The sequence below is a fragment of the Enterococcus sp. S53 genome (assembly GCF_016516865.1).
In the GTDB taxonomy this organism is placed as follows: Bacteria; Bacillota; Bacilli; order Lactobacillales; family Enterococcaceae; genus Enterococcus_D; species Enterococcus_D innesii.
The window spans coordinates 116,770-136,785 of record NZ_JACVUH010000002.1 but is presented as its reverse complement, the minus strand read 5'-3'; the positions used below and the strand labels follow the sequence as shown (position 1 = coordinate 136,785).

General features: G+C 43.4%; 20 protein-coding genes and 1 riboswitch. Of the genes, 17 read left to right on the top strand and 3 right to left on the bottom strand.

Annotated features, from left to right (window positions below; all coding sequences use genetic code 11):
- The first annotated feature begins 28 nt into the window (after nucleotides 1-28).
- On the top strand, nucleotides 29-1,246 hold the full coding sequence (locus IAE45_RS03595; RefSeq protein ID WP_081118523.1) for a pyridoxal phosphate-dependent aminotransferase: 1,218 nt from the start codon (nucleotides 29-31) through the stop codon (nucleotides 1,244-1,246).
- 54 nt (nucleotides 1,247-1,300) lie between these two features.
- Here the strand turns inward: IAE45_RS03595 and IAE45_RS03590 are convergent, their stop codons facing one another.
- A complete protein-coding gene (locus IAE45_RS03590) occupies nucleotides 1,301-1,480 on the bottom strand; it encodes a DUF2187 domain-containing protein (protein WP_077453812.1) in 180 nt (59 codons plus the stop codon).
- 160 nt (nucleotides 1,481-1,640) lie between these two features.
- Here IAE45_RS03590 and IAE45_RS03585 point away from each other — a divergent pair, with 160 nt between their 5' ends.
- The 6 genes from IAE45_RS03585 to IAE45_RS18830 all read left to right on the top strand — a co-directional run bounded on the left by IAE45_RS03585 (nucleotide 1,641) and on the right by IAE45_RS18830 (nucleotide 8,946).
- A complete protein-coding gene (locus IAE45_RS03585) occupies nucleotides 1,641-2,486 on the top strand; it encodes a helix-turn-helix domain-containing protein (protein WP_086292566.1) in 846 nt (281 codons plus the stop codon).
- 68 nt (nucleotides 2,487-2,554) lie between these two features.
- Complete coding sequence (gene nagA / locus IAE45_RS03580) at nucleotides 2,555-3,700, top strand: N-acetylglucosamine-6-phosphate deacetylase (protein ID WP_200125010.1); 1,146 nt, start codon at nucleotides 2,555-2,557, stop codon at nucleotides 3,698-3,700.
- A 122-nt stretch (nucleotides 3,701-3,822) separates the two neighbouring features.
- On the top strand, nucleotides 3,823-4,662 hold the full coding sequence (locus IAE45_RS03575) for an SDR family oxidoreductase (protein WP_200125009.1): 840 nt from the start codon (nucleotides 3,823-3,825) through the stop codon (nucleotides 4,660-4,662).
- Nucleotides 4,663-4,821: 159 nt separating this feature from the next.
- Nucleotides 4,822-5,523 (top strand): ABC transporter ATP-binding protein, encoded by a 702-nt coding sequence (locus IAE45_RS03570; protein ID WP_081118527.1) that lies wholly within the window; start codon nucleotides 4,822-4,824, stop codon nucleotides 5,521-5,523.
- Nucleotides 5,524-5,529: 6 nt separating this feature from the next.
- The gene (locus tag IAE45_RS03565; RefSeq protein ID WP_233618933.1) at nucleotides 5,530-7,965 is read left to right on the top strand and encodes an FtsX-like permease family protein; all 2,436 of its coding nucleotides are present in this window, start codon (nucleotides 5,530-5,532) and stop codon (nucleotides 7,963-7,965) included.
- A gap of 42 nt (nucleotides 7,966-8,007) precedes the next feature.
- Nucleotides 8,008-8,946 (top strand): ABC transporter permease, encoded by a 939-nt coding sequence (locus IAE45_RS18830; RefSeq protein WP_233618932.1) that lies wholly within the window; start codon nucleotides 8,008-8,010, stop codon nucleotides 8,944-8,946.
- Between the two features lie 44 nt (nucleotides 8,947-8,990).
- Here IAE45_RS18830 and IAE45_RS03560 read toward each other — a convergent pair whose 3' ends face one another.
- Nucleotides 8,991-9,590 carry an FUSC family protein gene (locus IAE45_RS03560; protein ID WP_077453807.1) on the bottom strand — a complete coding sequence of 200 codons (600 nt, stop codon included), beginning with the start codon at nucleotides 9,588-9,590 and terminating at the stop codon, nucleotides 8,991-8,993.
- A gap of 98 nt (nucleotides 9,591-9,688) precedes the next feature.
- On the opposite strand from IAE45_RS03560, the gene IAE45_RS03555 reads away from it, so the two are divergent.
- On the top strand, nucleotides 9,689-10,651 hold the full coding sequence (locus IAE45_RS03555; RefSeq protein WP_077453806.1) for an aromatic acid exporter family protein: 963 nt from the start codon (nucleotides 9,689-9,691) through the stop codon (nucleotides 10,649-10,651).
- 31 nt (nucleotides 10,652-10,682) lie between these two features.
- Here the strand turns inward: IAE45_RS03555 and IAE45_RS03550 are convergent, their stop codons facing one another.
- Nucleotides 10,683-11,639 carry a Gfo/Idh/MocA family protein gene (locus IAE45_RS03550; RefSeq protein ID WP_200125007.1) on the bottom strand — a complete coding sequence of 319 codons (957 nt, stop codon included), beginning with the start codon at nucleotides 11,637-11,639 and terminating at the stop codon, nucleotides 10,683-10,685.
- 123 nt (nucleotides 11,640-11,762) lie between these two features.
- On the opposite strand from IAE45_RS03550, the gene IAE45_RS03545 reads away from it, so the two are divergent.
- The 9 genes from IAE45_RS03545 (at nucleotide 11,763) to purB (ending at nucleotide 19,990) form a co-directional block, all read left to right on the top strand.
- Nucleotides 11,763-12,266, top strand: a complete 504-nt coding sequence (locus IAE45_RS03545; protein ID WP_081118530.1) for a hypothetical protein — start codon at nucleotides 11,763-11,765, stop codon at nucleotides 12,264-12,266.
- 31 nt (nucleotides 12,267-12,297) lie between these two features.
- Entirely contained in the window at nucleotides 12,298-13,308 is a 1,011-nt protein-coding gene (locus IAE45_RS03540; protein WP_081118552.1) for a M15 family metallopeptidase, read from the top strand.
- Entirely contained in the window at nucleotides 13,305-13,910 is a 606-nt protein-coding gene (locus IAE45_RS03535; protein WP_005229997.1) for a glycoside hydrolase family 73 protein, read from the top strand. Before IAE45_RS03540 ends, IAE45_RS03535 begins: the two co-directional genes overlap by 4 nt.
- Nucleotides 13,911-13,930: 20 nt before the next feature.
- Nucleotides 13,931-14,608, top strand: coding sequence for a hypothetical protein (locus IAE45_RS03530; RefSeq protein ID WP_010749577.1), 678 nt, complete (start codon nucleotides 13,931-13,933; stop codon nucleotides 14,606-14,608).
- Between the two features lie 82 nt (nucleotides 14,609-14,690).
- Nucleotides 14,691-14,788: riboswitch (purine riboswitch) on the top strand.
- Between the two features lie 76 nt (nucleotides 14,789-14,864).
- On the top strand, nucleotides 14,865-15,446 hold the full coding sequence (locus IAE45_RS03525; protein WP_081118531.1) for a xanthine phosphoribosyltransferase: 582 nt from the start codon (nucleotides 14,865-14,867) through the stop codon (nucleotides 15,444-15,446).
- Nucleotides 15,446-16,750 (top strand): nucleobase:cation symporter-2 family protein, encoded by a 1,305-nt coding sequence (locus IAE45_RS03520; protein ID WP_081118532.1) that lies wholly within the window; start codon nucleotides 15,446-15,448, stop codon nucleotides 16,748-16,750. The genes IAE45_RS03525 and IAE45_RS03520 overlap by 1 nt, the downstream gene beginning before the upstream one ends.
- A gap of 328 nt (nucleotides 16,751-17,078) precedes the next feature.
- Nucleotides 17,079-17,567, top strand: a complete 489-nt coding sequence (gene purE / locus IAE45_RS03515) for a 5-(carboxyamino)imidazole ribonucleotide mutase (RefSeq protein ID WP_081118533.1) — start codon at nucleotides 17,079-17,081, stop codon at nucleotides 17,565-17,567.
- Nucleotides 17,560-18,678 carry a 5-(carboxyamino)imidazole ribonucleotide synthase gene (gene purK, locus IAE45_RS03510; RefSeq protein WP_170920134.1) on the top strand — a complete coding sequence of 373 codons (1,119 nt, stop codon included), beginning with the start codon at nucleotides 17,560-17,562 and terminating at the stop codon, nucleotides 18,676-18,678. Before purE ends, purK begins: the two co-directional genes overlap by 8 nt.
- Before the next feature lie 13 nt (nucleotides 18,679-18,691).
- Entirely contained in the window at nucleotides 18,692-19,990 is a 1,299-nt protein-coding gene (gene purB, locus IAE45_RS03505) for an adenylosuccinate lyase (RefSeq protein WP_200125005.1), read from the top strand.
- Nucleotides 19,991-20,016 lie beyond the last annotated feature (26 nt).

Below are 20,016 nucleotides of genomic sequence, written 5' to 3'. Positions count from 1 at the left end.
TGACCTATGGTTAAAGGAGAAATGGAATATGAAGAAATTTTCGAAGTCGTCAAAACTTGAAGGGGTCAGTTATGATGTACGCGGCCCAGTTTTAGAAGAAGCCGATCGGATGCAAGAAGAAGGCATCAGTATCTTGAAATTAAATACGGGGAATCCAGCGCCTTTTGGGTTCGAAGCCCCAAATGAGATCGTTAGAGACCTGATTATGAACGTGCGAGAATCGGAAGGCTATTCTGATTCGAAAGGGATATTTTCTGCCCGTAAAGCGATCGAACAATATTATCAATTACAGAAATTTCCTGATGTGACCATCAATGATATTTATACCGGTAACGGCGTTTCTGAGCTGATCACGATGTGCATGCAAGGTCTTTGCAACAATGGGGATGAAGTGTTAGTGCCGATGCCTGACTATCCCTTATGGACAGCGTCGATCTCGTTAGCTGGCGGAAAGCCCGTCCATTATATTTGTGATGAGCAAGCAGATTGGAATCCTGATATCGAGGACATCAAAGCTAAGGTCACCAGCAAAACCAAGGCGATCGTTATTATTAATCCAAATAATCCCACCGGCGCCGTTTATCCAAAAGAAGTTTTGCAACAAATCGTCGAGGTTGCCCGTGAGCATGACTTGATCATTTTTTCTGATGAGATCTACGACCGTTTAGTCATGGATGATTATGTCCATGTGCCGATTGCTACATTAGCGCCAGATCGATTCGTTGTGACGTTAGGTGGCTTGTCTAAGTCTCATCGAGTGGCAGGTTTCCGGGTGGGCTGGATGGTCCTCAGTGGCGACAAGTCCAATGTGAAAGACTATATCGAAGGCTTGAATATGTTGTCTTCAATGCGGCTGTGTTCCAATGTTTTATCGCAACAAATCGTCCAGACCGCACTTGGCGGCTATCAAAGTTCCGATGAGTTGCTACTACCAGGTGGTCGTATCTACGAACAAAGAGAGTTTATCTACAAGGCAATCAATGACATTCCGGGATTGTCAGCGGTGAAACCGAAAGCCGCCTTTTATATTTTCCCTAAAATTGATATTCAACGCTTTAATATCACCAATGATGAACAATTTGTTTTAGACTTTTTACACGAGCACCACATCTTGCTGGTTCACGGCGGTGGGTTCAACTGGCAACAGCCAGATCATTTCCGAATCGTTTATCTTCCTAATATGGAAGACTTAAAAACGACTGCTGAAAAAATGACAGAATTTTTGGCGTCCTATCGTCAGAAATAAGAACATAAAAAAGCACCGCTCCTTCAATAATTGTGAGGAGCGGTGCTTATGTTTTTATTCGGCAACTGGTTGACAAATTTTTTTGCTGACAATCATTCGATTGGTAAACTTATCCAGCATTTCAGCACTAGGATCGGTCACTTGAACGAGGACCGAATTTTCATATTCCCGTTCGATGATCCCTTGGTATTTTTTGCCTTCCCATGTAAAAAAGATCGTACTGTCGATCGTCATCTTAACACCTCATTTGAAATTGTGGAAAAATAACAAGACATTCTTGAAATTGCTTTCCTTTTTGTCATTATGTGCTAAAATAAAGAAAATTAAAAATGCGAATTCGCATTTTTGACAAGAAACGTTCGGTTCTTATAAGAATTTCCCATGGAGGACGATCATGAAGAAAAAAGAAGAATCTTTTGGTCAAATCATCCGTACTATTCGTCTAAAACGAAAGATGACACAGAAGATGTTAGCGGAAGATATTTGTTCGCAAAGTGTTTTAAGTCGTATTGAAAACAATGAAGAGCTGCCCAATGTCTGGGTGATGTATCAAATCTGTCAACGTTTAGGTGTCACCTTGGATCAAGTGATGATGCTTCATTCGGAAGAGATCAACAAAACCAATCAAATTTTTGCGGAAATCGAATCGCATTTTGTCCATAAACAGTTTCGAGAAATGCGGGAAAAAATGGAAGACAAGGCAATCAAAGAGTATCTGTATTTAGATTCGGATATGCAAATGTATTACTACTACTTAGGAAGTTGCGATTATTTTCTCGATCAAAACTATGATACCGCCCTCGAGGCATTAAAAAAAGGATTGGCCTATTCCTATCAACAGGATAAAACCAATGTTTCCGTGATGGAAATTCGCATTCTTAGCTGCATGGGGCGCGTCTACAGTGACTTGCTGCAATTGGGTGAAGCACGCTTCTATCTAGAAAAAGCTTATGATGCCATGCATGCTTTGCCACCGGAACGTCTATCTACGGCGTTGACCAAAATTTATTACAATTATGCGGTCTTTCTGAAGGAACAACAGGAAGACTGTCTCGCACTAAAAGTGACGAACGAAGGCATTGCCCTAGCGAGAGAGAAAAATAGCTTGTATTTTCTAGAAGAATTGTTTGAACTAAAAGGACAATTGCTTCAAAGACTAAAAGAAGAAAAAGCGGCTGAAAAAAGTTTTCAACTGTATCGTGCCGTCATGGATATTCGCCAATCTGATAAAGTGGTGTAGACCTTTCTTGACTTCTGCTGCAAATAAGAGTACTTTTAAGGAAGAAATGAAATAGAGGAGCGATCAAGATGAATAAATATATTTACGCAGACAAATTCTTTCTGAAATCAGCGGTTCATGGCCCTGGTTACTTGGAGGTCAAGGAGGGAAAATTCGGCGCGATCGTCGATGAAGTCCCTGCTGATGCAGACGTAGAAGATTATTCAGGCAAATGGGTAGCACCGGGTCTTGTGGATACTCATATCCACGGGTTTATGAACCATGATGTGATGGACAACGATGCAGAGGGCATCAAAGCCATGTCAGAAGGTCTTTTGTCTTGCGGTGTGACATCTTTCTTACCAACAACCTTAACATCAAGCAAAGAACGGTTGCGTGATGTAGCAGAAACCGTTGGGAAAGTCAAAGACGAAGTTACAGGAGCAAAAATCCAAGGAATCTATTTTGAAGGCCCATTCTTTACTGAGGAACACAAAGGTGCACAAAATCCGATTTATTTTGGTGATCCTGATATCGATACCTTCCATGAATGGCAAGAAGCTTCTGGTGGAATTATCAAGAAAATCGCCTTGGCTCCTGAGCGCGAAGGTGTGAATGAATTTGTTTCGCAAGTGACGGAAGAAGGCGTAGTGGTTGCTCTAGGCCATAGTAACGGTACATTACAAGAAGCGCAAACAGCAGTTGAAGCGGGGGCTAGCGTTTTTGTTCATGCCTTCAACGGAATGCGCGGATTAAACCATCGCGAGCCTGGAATGGTTGGTGCCCTACTTTCATTAAAAGAAGTTTTTTCAGAGTTGATTTGTGATGGCCACCATGTGCATCCTCAAGCAGCTGAGATTTTGATGGAAAAAGCTGGTCACGACCATGTTGCCTTGATCACTGACTGTATGATGGCTGGCGGCATGCCAGACGGTGATTACATTTTAGGTGAATTTCCAGTAGTGGTGAAAGATGGAACGGCTCGCATGGAAACTGGCAATCTTGCCGGCAGCATTTTGAAACTAAAAGAAGCTGTGAAAAATGTAGTAGACTGGGGAATCGCTACCCCTCAAGAAGCGGTTATGATGGCCAGCTTGATTCCAGCAATTAGTTGCAAAATAGACCATGCTTGCGGCATGATCAAAGAAGGTCGCCCAGCTGACTTTATCGTTTTGGATCAAGAAATGAATGTAACAGCCACCTATTTAGATGGTGTCTGCCGCTACCAAGCGTAAAATGAAACAATCTGCTTCAAGAAACAAGAAGAGAGCTTCTCTTGATCTGTTTTTTAAGCAGATTTTTTTGTTTTCAGTTATGATGAAAGAAAACGACATCCTATGAAGGAGATGATTGGGATTTGAAGACGATTTTAGTAACCGGCGCCAATGCCGGCATGGGCTTTGCAACAGCCAAAGAGTTAGCAAAAGCAGGGATGCATGTGATTTTGTATTGCCGTTCTGCCGAACGAGGACAGGCAGCACAGCAACGTTTGAAGGAAGAGACAGGAAATTCAGCGATCGATCTAGTGATTGGTGATCTGGGGTCACTGGCTAGTGTGCGCAAGTCAGCCGCCGAAATCAACGCCCGCTTTAAGAAATTGGATGTACTGATCAATAATGCAGGCATCGTGAACCTAAAAAAAGAACAAACGACCGATGGATTCGAGCAAATGCTGGGAGTGAATTACGTGGGTCACTTTGAACTGACCCGCCAGTTACTACCTCTATTGAAGCGTGCCGATGCCGGCAGGATCGTCAATGTGGCATCCGGTGCCTACAAATTTGTAAAGAAAAAGGATCAGCGCTTTTTCGATGTACCGGATTTTTTCCCTTGGCGGGAATATGGCCGCTCAAAAAAAGCCCTGATTTTATTTACAGATGCGCTTGCGTTTCAGCTACGCAATACGACCGTTACTGCCAATGCCTTGCATCCGGGAGCTGTGGCGACGAGCTTAGGGGTCAGCCGACAAACAGGATTTGGTCAATCTATTTATAAAATGTTGACGCCTTTTTTTAAAACAGCCGAAGAAGGGGCAGATACAGCGATTTACTTAGCGCTAAGTCCAGACGTTGCGGGGATCAGTGGCCACTACTTTGTTGATCGTCAAGCAGTCCCAACCGAGATCCCGAAGGAGCAGCAACAAGCACAGAAACTTTGGCAAGAAACGCAACAAAGAATTGCGGACCACACAAAATGATTTGTTTTGCCTTTGCCAATCTGGATCACTTTGAATAAATGTCTTGTTTTTAGCAGCACGACCTTGTGCTGCTTTTTTGCGGTTTCTTTCAAGGGAAAAAATGTGATACACTGATAAGCGAGAAAGCGCATGCGGCGCTGGAATTCTTGGAGGAATAAAATGAGTTATATTGATGTAGTGAAAGAAGTGAAGAAATACACAATGGGCGATACGGTGATTGCTGCCAATGATGGCGTTTCTTTTTCCGTAGAGAAAGGTGAGATCGCGCTGATCCTTGGACCTAGTGGTGCCGGTAAATCCACCGTATTGAACATACTAGGCGGGATGGATCAATGCGACAGCGGCCAAGTGATTGTCGATGGAACGGATATTGCTAGCTTTGATGCTAAACAACTAACGACCTATCGTCGCAAAGACGTCGGATTTGTCTTTCAATTTTATAATTTGGTGCCGAATTTGACGGCTAGAGAAAATGTGGAACTATCGGCACAAATCGTACCCGAAGCACTTGATGCAGCTGAGATTTTGACCCAAGTTGGATTAGGTGATCGCTTGGATCACTTTCCTGCACAATTGTCTGGCGGTGAACAGCAAAGGGTCACGATCGCTCGTGCCATAGCCAAGAAGCCCAAACTGCTGCTTTGTGATGAACCAACTGGGGCACTTGACTATGAAACAGGAAAACAGATTTTGGCTATTTTAGAAAAAACAGCTCGCGAGACCGGGACGACCGTTTTGATCATTACACATAACAGTGCATTGGCTCCCATGGCGGATCGCGTGATCCATATCAATGACGCAAAGGTTCGCAAGATGGAAAAAAATACTCATCCGATTCCAATTGCCTCTATTTCTTGGTAAATGCCTATGAAAAAAACATTATTACGTTCCAGTTTACGTGAAATTAGACAAGCACCCGGGCGGTTTCTGTCCATTTTAGGCATTATCTTTTTAGGAGTCGCTTTTTTTGTCGGGATCAGCGCCACCGGCCCTAATATGAAACAAGCTGCTGAAGATTACTTTTCTCGCCAACAATTAGCCGACCTCACGATTGCTTCAACTTTGGGGTTGTCGGATACGGATCGCCAAATCATTGAGGAAATGCCTGGTGTTAAGGCGGTTGAGGCGGAGCAGATCGCCGATATCAATGCCGAAAATCATCGTGCTGTGATTCGTGTCTTCTCTCTTTCAACTGAACGACCTGTCAATCAATATGAGGTGACTTCTGGTCGATTGCCACAAAAATCAGGGGAAATCGCCTTAGATCAAGCGGCGCAAAATAGTGGTAGTTTCGAATTAGATGAATCCTTTGAGTTACCAGAAAGTGGCGAAAATCAATTAAAAACCCATACCTTCACGATTGTGGGCTTTGTCAATAGTCCCGAATATATTGAGAACTTTCATCGGGGGAACAGTACCGTTGGTAATGGGACCGTGGATTACTTTGCGGTGATTCCTGAGGAGGATCTTAAAGAAAGTGCGTACGCTCGAATTTTAGTTCGCTTTGATGACTTATCTCAAATGGAAAGCTATTCAGAAGCGTATCAGACGAAAAGAGATCAAATAAGTGATGAAGTTGAGAAAAAGTTGGCTCCTCGGGCGCAAGGACGCAGACAAGAGCTGATCGATGAAGCACAACCAGCCATTGACGAAGCCAAAGAACAGATCCGCGACGGAGAAAAGGCTCTGCAAGAAGCGCAAAGGGAACTCGACGACGCACAAGAAAAATTAGCGCAGGCGCACCGGGAACTGACGGAACAAGAAGCAGCCTTCCAGGAAAAAATTCAAGCTGCCCAAGAGCAGTTGACTAGTGAAGCACAAAAAATAGCTGAGGGCAAGCAAGCATTGGCGGAAAACCAGCGACTGCTGGATCAAAGCGAACAAGCGTTGCTTCAGCAAGAAGCCCAAATAAAATCGGCCCAAGCCCAATTAGCGCCTATTTCGGCACAAAAAACCGAACTACAAAATGGCGTCCAACAAGTGGAGGAGCAACTTGCTCTGGCATACCAAGGTATGGATCAAATCAAAAGTGTGGGTCAACTTTCTGCAGAGGAGCAAATGGCCCAGCTGCCTACCGTCTATGCACAAGTAACGGCCGCTCTGGCACAGTTGAACCTGCCGACAGATGTCATTGGTCCGATTCCTGATCTGGAGGAAATCGATGAAACGATGATTGCTACTATGCTGACGGCAGCTGAAGATGTATTAAATCCACTCATTACCGAAGGTGAGCAACAACGTGCCCAATTACTCGGGCAATTGGCTACGATCAATGACCAAGAAGCGCATCTTCAGCAGGCACAGCAGCAAGTCAACGCTGGCTGGGGCCAAATCAGTGCCGGACGCCAAGAATTGGCACAGGCACAGACCCAGATCACACAAGGAGAATCGCAGCTGAGTGTTGCTCGGGAGACTTTAGCTTCTGAGCAAGCCAATGGTCGGTCTTTGCTAGACAAGGGCTGGCTGGAATACCAAGAAAACGAAGCAACCCTTCAAGAAAAGCTTGCTGAATTTAAAGAAAGAGCGCCCAAAGAACGCGAAAAACTTGAAGTTGCCAAAAAAGAAGTTGCGGAAAAAGAGCAAGAATTGTTGGAGCTAAAACCGGCAGTTTATCGTGTAGCAAATCGGGATGCCAATCCTGGTTATTCAGAGTATCAAGACAATGCGGAACGCGTTTCGTCTTTAGCCACGATTTTTCCTGTCATTTTCTTTTTGATCGCAGCCTTAGTGAGTCTAACCACTATGACGCGGATGATCGATGAAAAACGCAGTGAGATCGGAACGTTGAAAGCACTAGGCTATCGTAACTGGGAAATTGGCCAGAAGTTCTTACTATATTCCTCTGCAGCAGGCATCACAGGTGCTGTATTGGGTCTAGCAGTAGGCTTTTCCTTTTTTCCAGCAATCATCATTCAAGCTTATGGACCGCTATACAATCTCACGGAGTATGACACCCCATGGTATTTGCGGCTTTCATTGATTGCTGTGGGAGTCAGCTTGCTTTGTACCATCGGTATCGCGCTACTGGTTTTACGTTTTGATTTAAGACAGTCATCGGCATCCTTGCTAAGACCAAAGGCGCCAAAAACAGGAAAACGAATTCTCTTAGAAAGAATCACTTTTTTATGGCGGCACTTAAGTTTTATTCAAAAAGTTACAATGCGAAACTTGTTTCGCTACAAGTCAAGAATGCTCATGACCATCTTAGGGATCGCCGGATGTACGTCCATGATCTTGACTGGATTTGGCTTAAGAGATTCCATCAGCAATATCATTCCTTTACAGTTTGAGAAGATCTGGTAATATCAGGCAGTGATCACCTTTGATGACGAGGACTCCCAGGCAATGAATGAAACAAAAGCTGCTGCAGAAGAAATCGACGGTTTTGACGAAGGATTGTTCTTGCATACCGAAAGCCTGACGTTGGCTCAACCGGGGGTGACGCAGCAAGAAGTGACCGTAACCGTGCCAGAAGATCCTGCGGCTCTATCGAGATTTGTCCACTTGAATGATCGGGTTTCAGGAGAAGCTTACGAACTAGGAAAAGATGGTGCGATCATCAATGAAAAACTTGCTAAGTTGTTTGGTTTATCAGTGGGGGACACCCTGACGTTAACGAATGAAAGCGGCGAAGAATTTCAACTAGAGGTAGCTGCCATTGCAGAAAACTACACGGGGCATTTTGCTTATTTGACACCTGAAATGTACGAAAAAGTTTTTCAGGAAACGCCTTCTTACAACAGTGAATTATTGAAATTCAATCAGCACTTAAGTAAAACGGAAGAAGAAGCGATCGCAGCTGACCTGATGGCACAAGACAATATCATCAATGTTTCCTTCCTTTCAGCTTCAGCAGATGCCTTGGATGACACGACAGCAACCTTGAACATCGTTATTTGGATCTTGATCTCGTCAGCAGGAGCATTAGCCTTTATCGTGTTGTATAACTTGAACAACATCAATATAGCGGAACGCATTCGAGAGTTGTCGACCATCAAAGTGTTAGGCTTTTATGATCGAGAAGTGACGATGTACGTCTTTCGAGAAAATATCTTTCTGACGATCTTCGGCATTGCATTTGGTTTATTATTAGGGGTGCTTCAGCATCAATTTGTCCTACAGACCATTGAAGTCGATATCGCTATGTTTTCACCGACAGTCGAACCAATGAGCTATGTGTATGCCGCTGGATTGACCTGCTTGTTTTCAGGCGTGGTAGGGATCGCGATGTATTTCAAGTTGAAACAGGTCAATATGATTGATGCCTTGAAAGCCAATGAGTAACAAAAACAGCCTTTTTTCAGAAGCATTCTGGAAAAAGGCTGTTTTTATTTGTCTTGTTTTTCTTGTTCAGAGATTTCCCCTTGGACTTCTTCTAGCATGGCTTTTAGTTCAAGTTCTTTTTGCCTTAGAACGACCAGATCTTCTTGGATCTCATCTTTTTTCTCTTCCTCAGGCGGTCGAATAACGAAATTGATCGACAAGGCTACTAAGGTGCCAATAAAAGTATCAAGTACACGGTCCAATGCAAAGATGATCGATTCCCCTTGAGGGACACTGGAAGTGATCAAAAGCATCGTTGCAATGGCAGAGATAATGCCAGAATTGTTATTGATGCCATCTGAAAAAACGATAACAAAGATGACCAGTGCGGGCAGGACAAACAATTCAATCAGAAAGTCATTTTGAAAATATTGCTTGGTTAAAAAATAAAAAATAGCTGTACCGCCACCGATCGTATTTCCTAACACCCGTGATTTCCCAAAAGAGATCGTTGTGGTCAGGTCTTGCCGCAATGAAAAGACAGCAGATAAGGCAGCAATCAAAGGCTGGCCGCGATCAAGGAAATGAAAGAGCAGGATACAAAGCATGACAGCGATGGCTGTTTTTATCGTTCGCATACCTAAGCGAAAACGCCCCAGTTTCATGGTAGAATGCCCCCTTTACTTAATCATACCCAAAGCGGTTGAGAAATTCTAGTCTTATTCCTCACAATTTAGTATACTCTTCAAAGGAGGTGACAAAAATGAAAATCGGATTGAGAACAGTCAAGACGGCAATTGCTGCGGGCTTGTCCATGTTTCTGGCACAGCAGATCGGTCTATTGTATGCACCAGCAGCAGGGATCATCGCAATTTTGAGTGTAGGGAATACAAAGAAAACCTCGCTCTTTACAGGGATCGGTCGTTTGGTCTCCTTGGCGATCGCGACGCTCTTAGCTTTTGTCAGCTTCCATCTTTTAGGCTTTGGTCCGCTGGGCTTTGTTCTTTTTCTCTTCCTATTTATTCCGACGGCAGTCTCTTTCAAATTAACCGATGGGATCGTGGTCAATTCGGTCTTGGTGACCCATTATATGATGGAACGTTCGTTTGCTTGGCCACTGATTGGAAATGCTTTTTTGTTGATGAGTATTGGCATCGGCTTTGCACTTTTATTTAACTTGTATATGCCAGACGGCGAACGGGCATTGAAAGAAAAACAGCAGTTGGTGGAAGAAACGTTTAAAAGTCTTTTAAAAGATATGTCGATCGCGTTAACAGAAAAAGAAAAAGCGACGCTTCCCCATGTCTGTCAAGCACTGTTAGGAGAGATCAAACAGGGCAAGCAGCAAGCGATGGTTCATAGCGAAAATCAATGGCGAGGAGAAGGCTCCTATTATGAAGAGTACTTTACTATGCGGCAAAGCCAAGCCCGCTTACTCTTGGAAATGGTTGATCTTTTACAATTATTTTGGGTAGAAGAAGCCTATACAAATGCGTTTCAAGAGCTACTATCCTTTACCGCTGAGTCCTTTCATGAAAACAACAATGGCAAAGAAATCTTGGCAAAAATCGCTGCGCTTTATGAAGATTATCGACAAAAGCCATTGCCCCAAACAAGAGCAGAATTTGAAAATCGCGCTCAGTTGTTTCAGTTTCTGCAAACTTTTAAAAGTTTTATTGAAATCAAAGCCGACTTTTCTGAACAGATTGAAACTATGGAACGTTAAAAAAGACTCCCGCAAAGGAGTCTTTTCATTTTTACTGCTGTTCCCAAAAAGCTTGCATTTGATCCAAAACATCAATGACATCGGTGGTCAAGTGGATCGATCCTTTGATTTCGCCGTCGATGGCTTTGATCATATTCGCAATTTCATAATTAAGGGCTTGACTGCTGTCGCCCGCTTCAATCACTTCATTTGTTCCATCGCGGAAATGAATCACGGCTTTGTCCGCACGAGGGTATTCATCTACGGTAATGTATCCTTCTTCGAAAGCGACGATACCGGTTTTAGGCATTTTCGCTTGGAAAGTCAGCGTGACACTAGCCATTTCATCGGCTGGATTTTGTAGGATCGTGACTGATTGTTCATCCACCCCTGTAGAGAAGGGTTTCATGCTGCTAAACGTCACTTCTGGTGTATCCGTCATGAAAAAGCGGGCAAATGAAACAGCATACGTACCAATATCCAACAAAGCACCGCCGCCTAAATCTGGATTAAAGAAACGATTGCTTGGGTCTGGATCTTTGTAGCTGCCAAATGGCGCTTGGATCATTTTTAATTTTCCTAAGCGTCCGGCATCGATCTCTTCTTTCAACCGGGCGTAAACCGGCATATTGAAAATCGTCATTGCTTCTTCTAAGATTAGATTTTTTTCTTTGGCTAAGGCTAGTTCTTCCGCCAGCTCATCGGCACTGGTGGTGATGGCTTTTTCGCAGAGGACATGTTTTCCTGCCATTAGAGCTTTCATAATAAATTCATGATGAAGATCATTAGGTACAGCAATATAAACAATGTCGATCTGTGGATCTTCCAACATAGCATCTGTGCTTTCATAAGCATGGGGAATAGCATATTTTTCGGCAAAGGCTTGGACTTTAGCGAGACTGCGGGCACTGACCCCATACAGTTCACTTGCTTCATTAGAAAAGCCAGCAGCAAATTGCGTTGCGATATCTCCAAGGCCAATCATTCCCCAACGGTATTTTTTCATCATTGATCATCTCCTTCGTATTTAGTATAACAAAAGAAATCAATTCTTTAAAATAATCAAAAACAATCGCAAAAAGTTTCCATTATGACAGACTTTCAGTAAAATATAGAAGAGGAGGGATAACATATGCATAATGTATCAATTGCCATTATTTTAAATACGATCATTGAGCAATACACATCAGAAAAACAGTTTTATGAAACGCATTTAGGTATTACTGAGGAACAGTGGGAAGCATGGAAAAACGGCGCAATGAGTCTGTCACCTGCTGAAAATCAGAAAGTGAAGCTCTTGTTTTCGGATTATGAATGGATGCTGATCCAAAAAATCATTCGACAGACTGTGATTTATCCAGAAAAACGCAATCAAGCGGTCGTCGAGTTCAAAAAAATGAAGACGCAAATCGCCAGAACGTGGTTAGCTAGTGATTTAGCGAAAGTCGAATTGTTAACAGAATCTGAAGAAACAGCCCAATACCTTGATTTGAGAGTCAGTATTACGTATGATGAATGGGGTTATGATGATATATTAAACTTCCGTTTGCCGGCTATTGTTCAACAGCAAATTCGCAATGAAAAAATCGAACTGTTAGAGTGGGTCAAAGAGAATTTGGAAGAAACTTATAATTAAAGGTAGGGGTTTTTTGAAAAAGTATTATGGAATGGCTGCGGCGGCGGGCTTCTTGTTCTTGGTTCTTTTAACCATTCAAGTGAACCGGGTGACCGCAGTCACCCCAACTAAGAATGGAAACATCGCTCGTTCTATCGATCAAACGGTGACGAGCGCAACAACAGAATCCAGCAGTCAAGCTTCTATGGGAAGCGCAGAAGATGCCCAAGAGCAGGCAGCTGTTAGTGATGAAGTGAACGAAGAGAATTTCCCAACCGTTTCATTGGATGATTGGTCATTGGTTTTGGTAGGACCAAGCAATAAAATCGAAAAGGAAATTGCCCAAAAAGATTTGGGGAAGTTGTCGAATGGCTATCTCGTCGATCAACGCATCGTATCAGCATATGAAAAGCTGGCAGACGCTGCAAAATCTGCAGGACATCCTTTGGCGATGGTCTCTGCCTACCGTTCAGTAGCGTATCAAGAGGAGATATTCAATGCCAATGTCAACACCCTAATGAGTCAAGGTCATACAAAAGAAGAAGCAATTCGTATCACGAAACTGACCTTTACTGAACCGGGGTATAGCGAACACCATACTGGGCTTGCTGTTGATGTTGTCGATCAGGACTGGTATCAAAATCATACAGGCGAACTGCTCAATGAGGGGTTCGGTGATACTGATGGGGGAAAATGGTTACAAGCTCATGCAAGGGAGTATGGGTTTATCATCCGTTATCCGAAAGGAAAACATGATATAACCCAAATCGATTATGAGCCATGGCATCTAAGATATGTAGGAGTCGAAGTGGCGACATACATTGAGGAACATGCGTTGACCTTTGAAGAGTTTCTCGAAGAAGCAAAAGAACACATCGCTAAAAAAGAAGCAGAACTGTCATACTATGAATTGGAAAATCCTTTGGAAGAAAACTGGATCTATGAGGATTCTCTTGCTAAAAGCCAGAAAAGTAGTGATCGTCCACAAGATGAGTTGTTGATGAATGGAGGCAATTTATTCGCCAAGAATGCGTTTAGTCAGACAAAGGAAGTGAAAAAATGAGTGCAAGACGAAAAAAACAGAAGACCCGCTTCCCGCTAGTTTTTCTAGGGCTATTCTTAATTGGGATTGCCTTTATTTTTTCCTTGAATAGTTTGGCAGACCCCCTTCCAAAAGAGGAAGAAACAAACACGGAAGCCATCTCCCATGAAGAATTTATTGATCGCATCGCTCCTTACGCACAAGAACTGCAAAAGGGCTACGGGATTTTACCAAGTATCATTATTGGACAGGCAATCCTTGAATCAGATTGGGGTCAAAGTTCTCTAGCCAGTGAATACAATAATTTATTTGGCATCAAGTCGTTTGGCCATTCAAAAAAGGTGACATTAGATACCCAAGAGTTTTATAATGGAGAATGGGTCACGATTCAAGGAGATTTTCGTGTCTATGATACTTGGGAAGAATCAATGGATGATCATACGATGTTGTTTGTAAATGGTGTGGATTGGAATCCTGCACTTTATGTAAATGTCTTGACAGCAAACGACTACCGCAGTGCCGCACAAGCATTACAAGATGCAGGGTATGCAACGGATCCAGATTATGCCAGCAAAATCATTCAAGTCATTGAAACCTACCAATTGAATCGATTTGATCAATAAGAAAAGAGAGTTGGCTGCTTATGGAAGAAAAATATATGCCAAAAATCACCACTGATTTACGCAAAGATATCGTGAAAGTGCCTAAAGTTATTCGAGAGGCTAGCGGTATTCAAATATTTGGCAAACAAATCCGCTCCATTATTTTCACTACGGATATTGCGATCATCCGTAATACAAATGCGGATGCTGTGATTGCGGTCTATCCCTTTACACCACACCCAGCAATTACGAAAGCAATCATCGAAGCAGCAGATATTCCAGTGTTTTCTGGTGTCGGTGGCGGCTTGACCCAAGGATTTCGCTCGTCTTATATGAGCATGTTTGCTGAAGCCCAAGGATCGATCGGGGTCGTTTTAAACGGACCGACGCCACTGAAAACTGTGGAGCAAGTCTGTAAAGTTGTAGATATTCCCGTTATCAGTACCGTAACGAGTAAGTATACCGAAATTGATGCCAAGCTTGAAGCTGGTGTGAAAGTCATCAATATCAGTGCTGGCAAGGACACAGCAGATACCGTGGCTTTTTTCCGTAAAAAATATCCGAAGCTGCCGATCATCGCAACCGGTGGACCAACCGATGAAAGCATCTTAGAAACGATTGAAGCAGGCGCTAATGCCATCACCTACACGCCGCCGTCCAATGGGGAGCTTTTCAGTAAAAAGATGGAGCACTATCGCGATATGGAGAAGCCAGAGTAGGAAATGATCCACAAATGAGAATATTTTTATTTATAAAGGGCATTCCATGCTTGTGTTTTTAATCAAAGACAGGCATAATCGAATCTATCATTTAAAAATTACTTGTATATCGTCGAAATATGGTCGACAGTCTCTACCCGATACCGTAAATATCGGACTATAAGTAAAAATTGTGCCTGTTAGACACTTTTTTTGCTTTGGCAAAAAGAGTGTCTTTTTTTTCAGGATGGAATAGAAAGGAACGAGGAGAGCTAGGATGGAAAAATTAGTTGAGCGTATCAAAACACACGGAAATGTGCTGGGCGAAGGGGTTCTTAAAGTGGACCAATTTTTGACCCACCAAGTGGATTATGAGTTGATGAAAGAAATCGGTACAGTCTTTGCGCAACGGTTTCAAGGAAGTGGCATCACAAAAGTAGTGACCATCGAAGCTTCAGGGATCGCACCAGCACTCTATACTGCAGAACAGTTACAAGTACCAATGATCTTTGCCCGTAAAGCAAAGAGTCTGACGATGGATGAAGAGCTACTGACTGCATCTGTCTATTCCTTTACCAAGCAAGTGACCAGCCAAGTGTCGATTTCAAAGAAATTCTTATCTTCAGATGATACGGTCTTGATTATTGATGATTTTTTAGCAAACGGACAAGCAGCAAAAGGGTTGATCGAACTGTGTCAACAAGCAGGAGCCAACGTCGTCGGTATCGGTATCGTGATTGAAAAATCATTCCAAAGTGGTCGACAATTACTTGAAGAAATGGGGATTCCTGTTGTTTCACTAGCACGGATCGCCTCATTGTCTGAGGGACAAGTCAGCTTTTTAGAAGGAGATGCCTAATGAAAGAAACGAATAGCCGTTCAGCAGTTTTAGGCTTGCAGCATTTGCTAGCGATGTATGCAGGAGCTGTTGCCGTTCCTTTGTTGATTGGAACAGGTCTGGGCTTCAATGAAGCACAAATGACGTATTTGATCTCGATCGATATTTTCATGTGCGGAATCGCTACGCTTTTGCAACTAGTCGTTACCCGCTTTTTCGGGATCGGCCTACCAGTCGTTTTAGGCTGTGCCATCCAAGCTGTCTCCCCATTGATTTTGATCGGTACTAAATCGGGGATCAGTGCGATTTACGGAGCGATCATTGCCGCTGGGATTTTCATTGTTCTGATCGCTGGCATTTTTTCGAAAATCAAAGTCTTGTTTCCCCCATTGGTGACGGGAACGGTGATTACTGTCATTGGCTTGACCTTGATTCCAGTTGCCATCACTAAAATCGGTGGAGGGGATGCCGCAGCTGCTAACTTTGGTGATCCCACGAATTTATTGTTAGGTTTTGTGACGATTGCCTTGATCATTGGCGTGCAGGTGTTTGGCAAAGGCTTTATTCGCTCGATTGCCGTTTTGATCGGTTTGATCGGTGGGACTATTCTAGCAGCGCTCTTAGGATTGGTGGATCTTTCTGCCATTGCCCATGCGCCTGTCTTTCATTTGCCTCAGCCTTTTTATTTCGGTTTACCAACCTTTGATCTGTGGTCGATCGTCTTGATGATCATTATTTCTATCGTTAGCTTGGTAGAATCAACCGGCGTTTATTTTGCATTGGGAGACATCACTGAGAGACCGATCACAGGCAATGACTTAAAGCGCGGCTATCGTGCGGAAGGCTTGGCAGTGATTCTTGGTGGGATTTTCAATACGTTTCCTTATACTGGGTTTTCACAAAACGTAGGGTTGGTTCAACTTTCAGGTATTAAGACGCGACGCCCGATTTTCTTTTCAGCTATCTTTTTGATCGTATTAGGGTTATTTCCAAAAGTCGGTGCCATTGCGCAAATTATTCCAGAAGCAGTACTGGGGGGCGGTATGTTAGTGATGTTTGGCATGGTCGCTGTCCAAGGGATGCGAATGCTGAGCAAAGTTGATTTTATGAATGACAAGAACTTGTTAGTGATTGCAGTATCGATCGGTTTTGGTTTAGGGTTCAATATGATGCCCACCTTATTCAGTCAAATGCCTGAAACTGTTCAAATGTTTACAGGCAATGGGATCGTCATGAGTAGTTTGACTGCCATTGTTTTGAATCTGTTCTTCAATGGATTGCCGAAAGAAACAGACGAAGTGACGGAATTGAGCTTGCAACAGTAAGTTGATTTGATCCAGACGAGGATTCGTCTGGATTTTTTGCATTGTTCCTTTATTTTTCTTATTATCGGTTATCTGACTTGATGAATACGGATCATTGAGAAAAAAACGAACAATGGGAAGTAAATTTCGTTGATAGTTCGAAAATATTTTGACAATGCACGGGCTACTCGTTACTATTTAGAGGTGAAAGTGATTGTTAGCAGAGCCGTGTGGCTTCGGGATATCTCAGACGCAGCGACAAAAGGTTGCTAACAAAAGGATTTTCGTAAAAATACTTCTGAGGTTTATTCAGAAGAAACTAGTAAAAAATCGTTGGAGGGAAAATCGAATGAAACCAGCAGTTGCAGTGATTATGGGGAGCCAATCAGATTGGGAAACAATGAAGGAGTGCTGCTTGATTTTAGATGAGTTAGCGATACCTTATCAGAAAAAAGTCGTTTCGGCACATCGTACACCAGATTTGATGTTCGAATTTGCAGAAACAGCCCGTGCAGAAGGAATCAAAGTCATTGTTGCAGGAGCAGGGGGAGCAGCCCATTTGCCGGGAATGGTGGCAGCTAAAACAACATTGCCGGTCATTGGTGTTCCCGTGCAATCCCGCGCATTAAACGGTTTGGATTCCCTTTTATCGATCGTGCAAATGCCAGGTGGTGTACCAGTAGCAACAACGGCGATCGGAAAAGCTGGCGCAACTAACGCAGGACTACTTGCAGCCCAGATGCTTTCCATGTATGATTTAGAGATAGCGGAGAAATTAGACGCACGAAGAAATACATTAAAAGAAATCGTATTGGAAAGTAGTGATCAACTTGATTAAACCTTTAATGCCCAACGCAACGATTGGAATCGTTGGCGGAGGACAGCTAGGTCGTATGATGGCAATGAGTGCCAAAGAAATGGGCTTTCGGGTTGGCGTTTTAGACCCTACTGCCAATTGTCCAACAGCCCAAGTCGCTGATTGGCATATTGTTGCTGCTTATGATGATGTGTTTGCTTTAGAAGAAATGGCTCGACGTGCCGATGTAATCACCTATGAATTCGAAAATGTCAGCGTTGAAGCATTGAACTCTATTTTGCCTTATTCCCATATCCCTCAAGGCACCGATCTGTTAGCAATCACCCAAGATCGTTTATTAGAGAAGTCCTTTTTAGAGGCAAACAATATCGTGATTGCACCTTATGCCACCATCATCAGCCCGACAGACATCCAAGATGCCATCGACAGCATTGGTTACCCTTGTGTATTAAAAACCACCAGAGGCGGCTATGACGGAAAAGGACAGCACGTGCTTTACAGTACGGCTGATTTGGCGCCTTCCATGAATTTGCTTCGCGAAGGAACTTGCGAATTAGAAGCATGGATTCCTTTTGAAAAAGAATTGTCGATTTTAGTTGCTGGTAATGGAGAAACTTTTACCACTTTCCCAGTGGTAGAAAACATCCATCGCAACAATATTTTGCATCAAACGATCGCTCCTGCGCACATTGATCCAGAAGTCGCGGAAGAAGCCAAACGGATCGCTCATATTATTGCGAAGGCATTGGATCTGCAAGGCGTTTTAGCCATCGAGATGTTCCTGACCAAAAGCGGCGGCTTGTATGTCAATGAATTGGCGCCACGTCCGCATAATTCGGGTCACTATTCGATCGAAGCTTGCTCCATGAGTCAGTTTGACGCTCATATCCGCGGCATCTGTGGCTGGCCGTTGCCGGAAGTTTCTTTGCTTTCACCTGCAGTCATGGTCAATGTCTTAGGCGATGAATTGACAGAAACCTATGAGTTGATTGCCACAAAACCTTCTTGGCAATTTCATTACTATGGCAAAGAAGAAGCAAAAACCGGTCGCAAAATGGGACATATCACTATTTTGACGGAAGACATTGCAGAAACCACTGAAGAAATCTATCAAACCAATATTTGGGATTAAAGGAGATAAAAACATGTTAGAGCGTTATACAAGACCAGAAATGGGTGCTATTTGGACCGATCAAAATCGCTACCAAGCGTGGCTAGAAGTCGAGATTTTAGCTGACGAAGCTTGGGCGGAATTAGGAGAGATACCGAAAGAGGATGTTGCATTGATTCGTGAAAAAGCATCCTTTGATATCGACCGTATCTTAGAGATCGAAGCGCAAACGCGACATGATGTGGTTGCTTTTACCCGAGCAGTCTCTGAATCTTTGGGTGATGAAAGTAAATGGGTCCACTACGGCTTGACGTCGACGGATGTTGTTGATACGGCGTATGGCTACTTGATGAAACAAGCCAACGATTTGATTCGGGAAGATTTGAACCGTTTCGTGACGATCATTGGTGAGAAAGCCAAAGAATACAAGCATACCGTGATGATGGGACGTACCCATGGCGTTCATGCGGAACCAACGACCTTCGGCTTGAAATTAGCCTTGTGGTATTCAGAAATGAAACGCAATGTCGAACGTTTTGAGCGGGCTGCAAAAGGGGTCGAAGCGGGCAAGATCAGTGGTGCCGTTGGAACCTTTGCAAATATCCCTCCGTTTGTCGAAGAGTATGTCTGTGAAAAACTAGGGATTCGTGCGCAAGATATTTCCACGCAAGTATTGCCTCGTGACCTACATGCAGAATATTTCTCAGCAATGGCATTGATCGCAACCAGCATTGAGAAATTTGCCACCGAGATCCGTGGACTACAAAAATCAGAAACGCGGGAAGTCGAAGAATTCTTCGCCAAAGGACAAAAAGGTTCTTCTGCTATGCCCCATAAGCGTAATCCAATCGGTTCTGAAAATATGGCAGGACTTGCAAGAGTCGTTCGCGGTCATATGGTGACGGCTTATGAAAATGTCTCCCTTTGGCATGAACGGGATATCTCACATTCATCGGCAGAACGGATCATTATTCCGGATACGACGATTTTGATCGATTACATGCTGAATCGCTTTGGTAATATCGTCAAAAATCTGACCGTTTTCCCAGAGAATATGAAGCGCAATATGAATGCGACCTTTGGATTGATCTACAGCCAACGAGTGATGTTGAAATTGATCGATCACGGAATGACAAGAGAGCAAGCCTATGACTTGGTTCAGCCAAAAACAGCGCAAGCTTGGGATGAGCAAACGGATTTCCGTCCATTGTTAGAAGCTGATCCAGCGATCACGGATATTTTGACCAAAGCCGATTTGGACGATGCCTTTGATTACAACCATCATTTAAAACAAGTTGACACGATTTTTGAACGTGTCGGTTTAGCCGAATAAAAAAAGCTGCAACCTTGAGACATCCG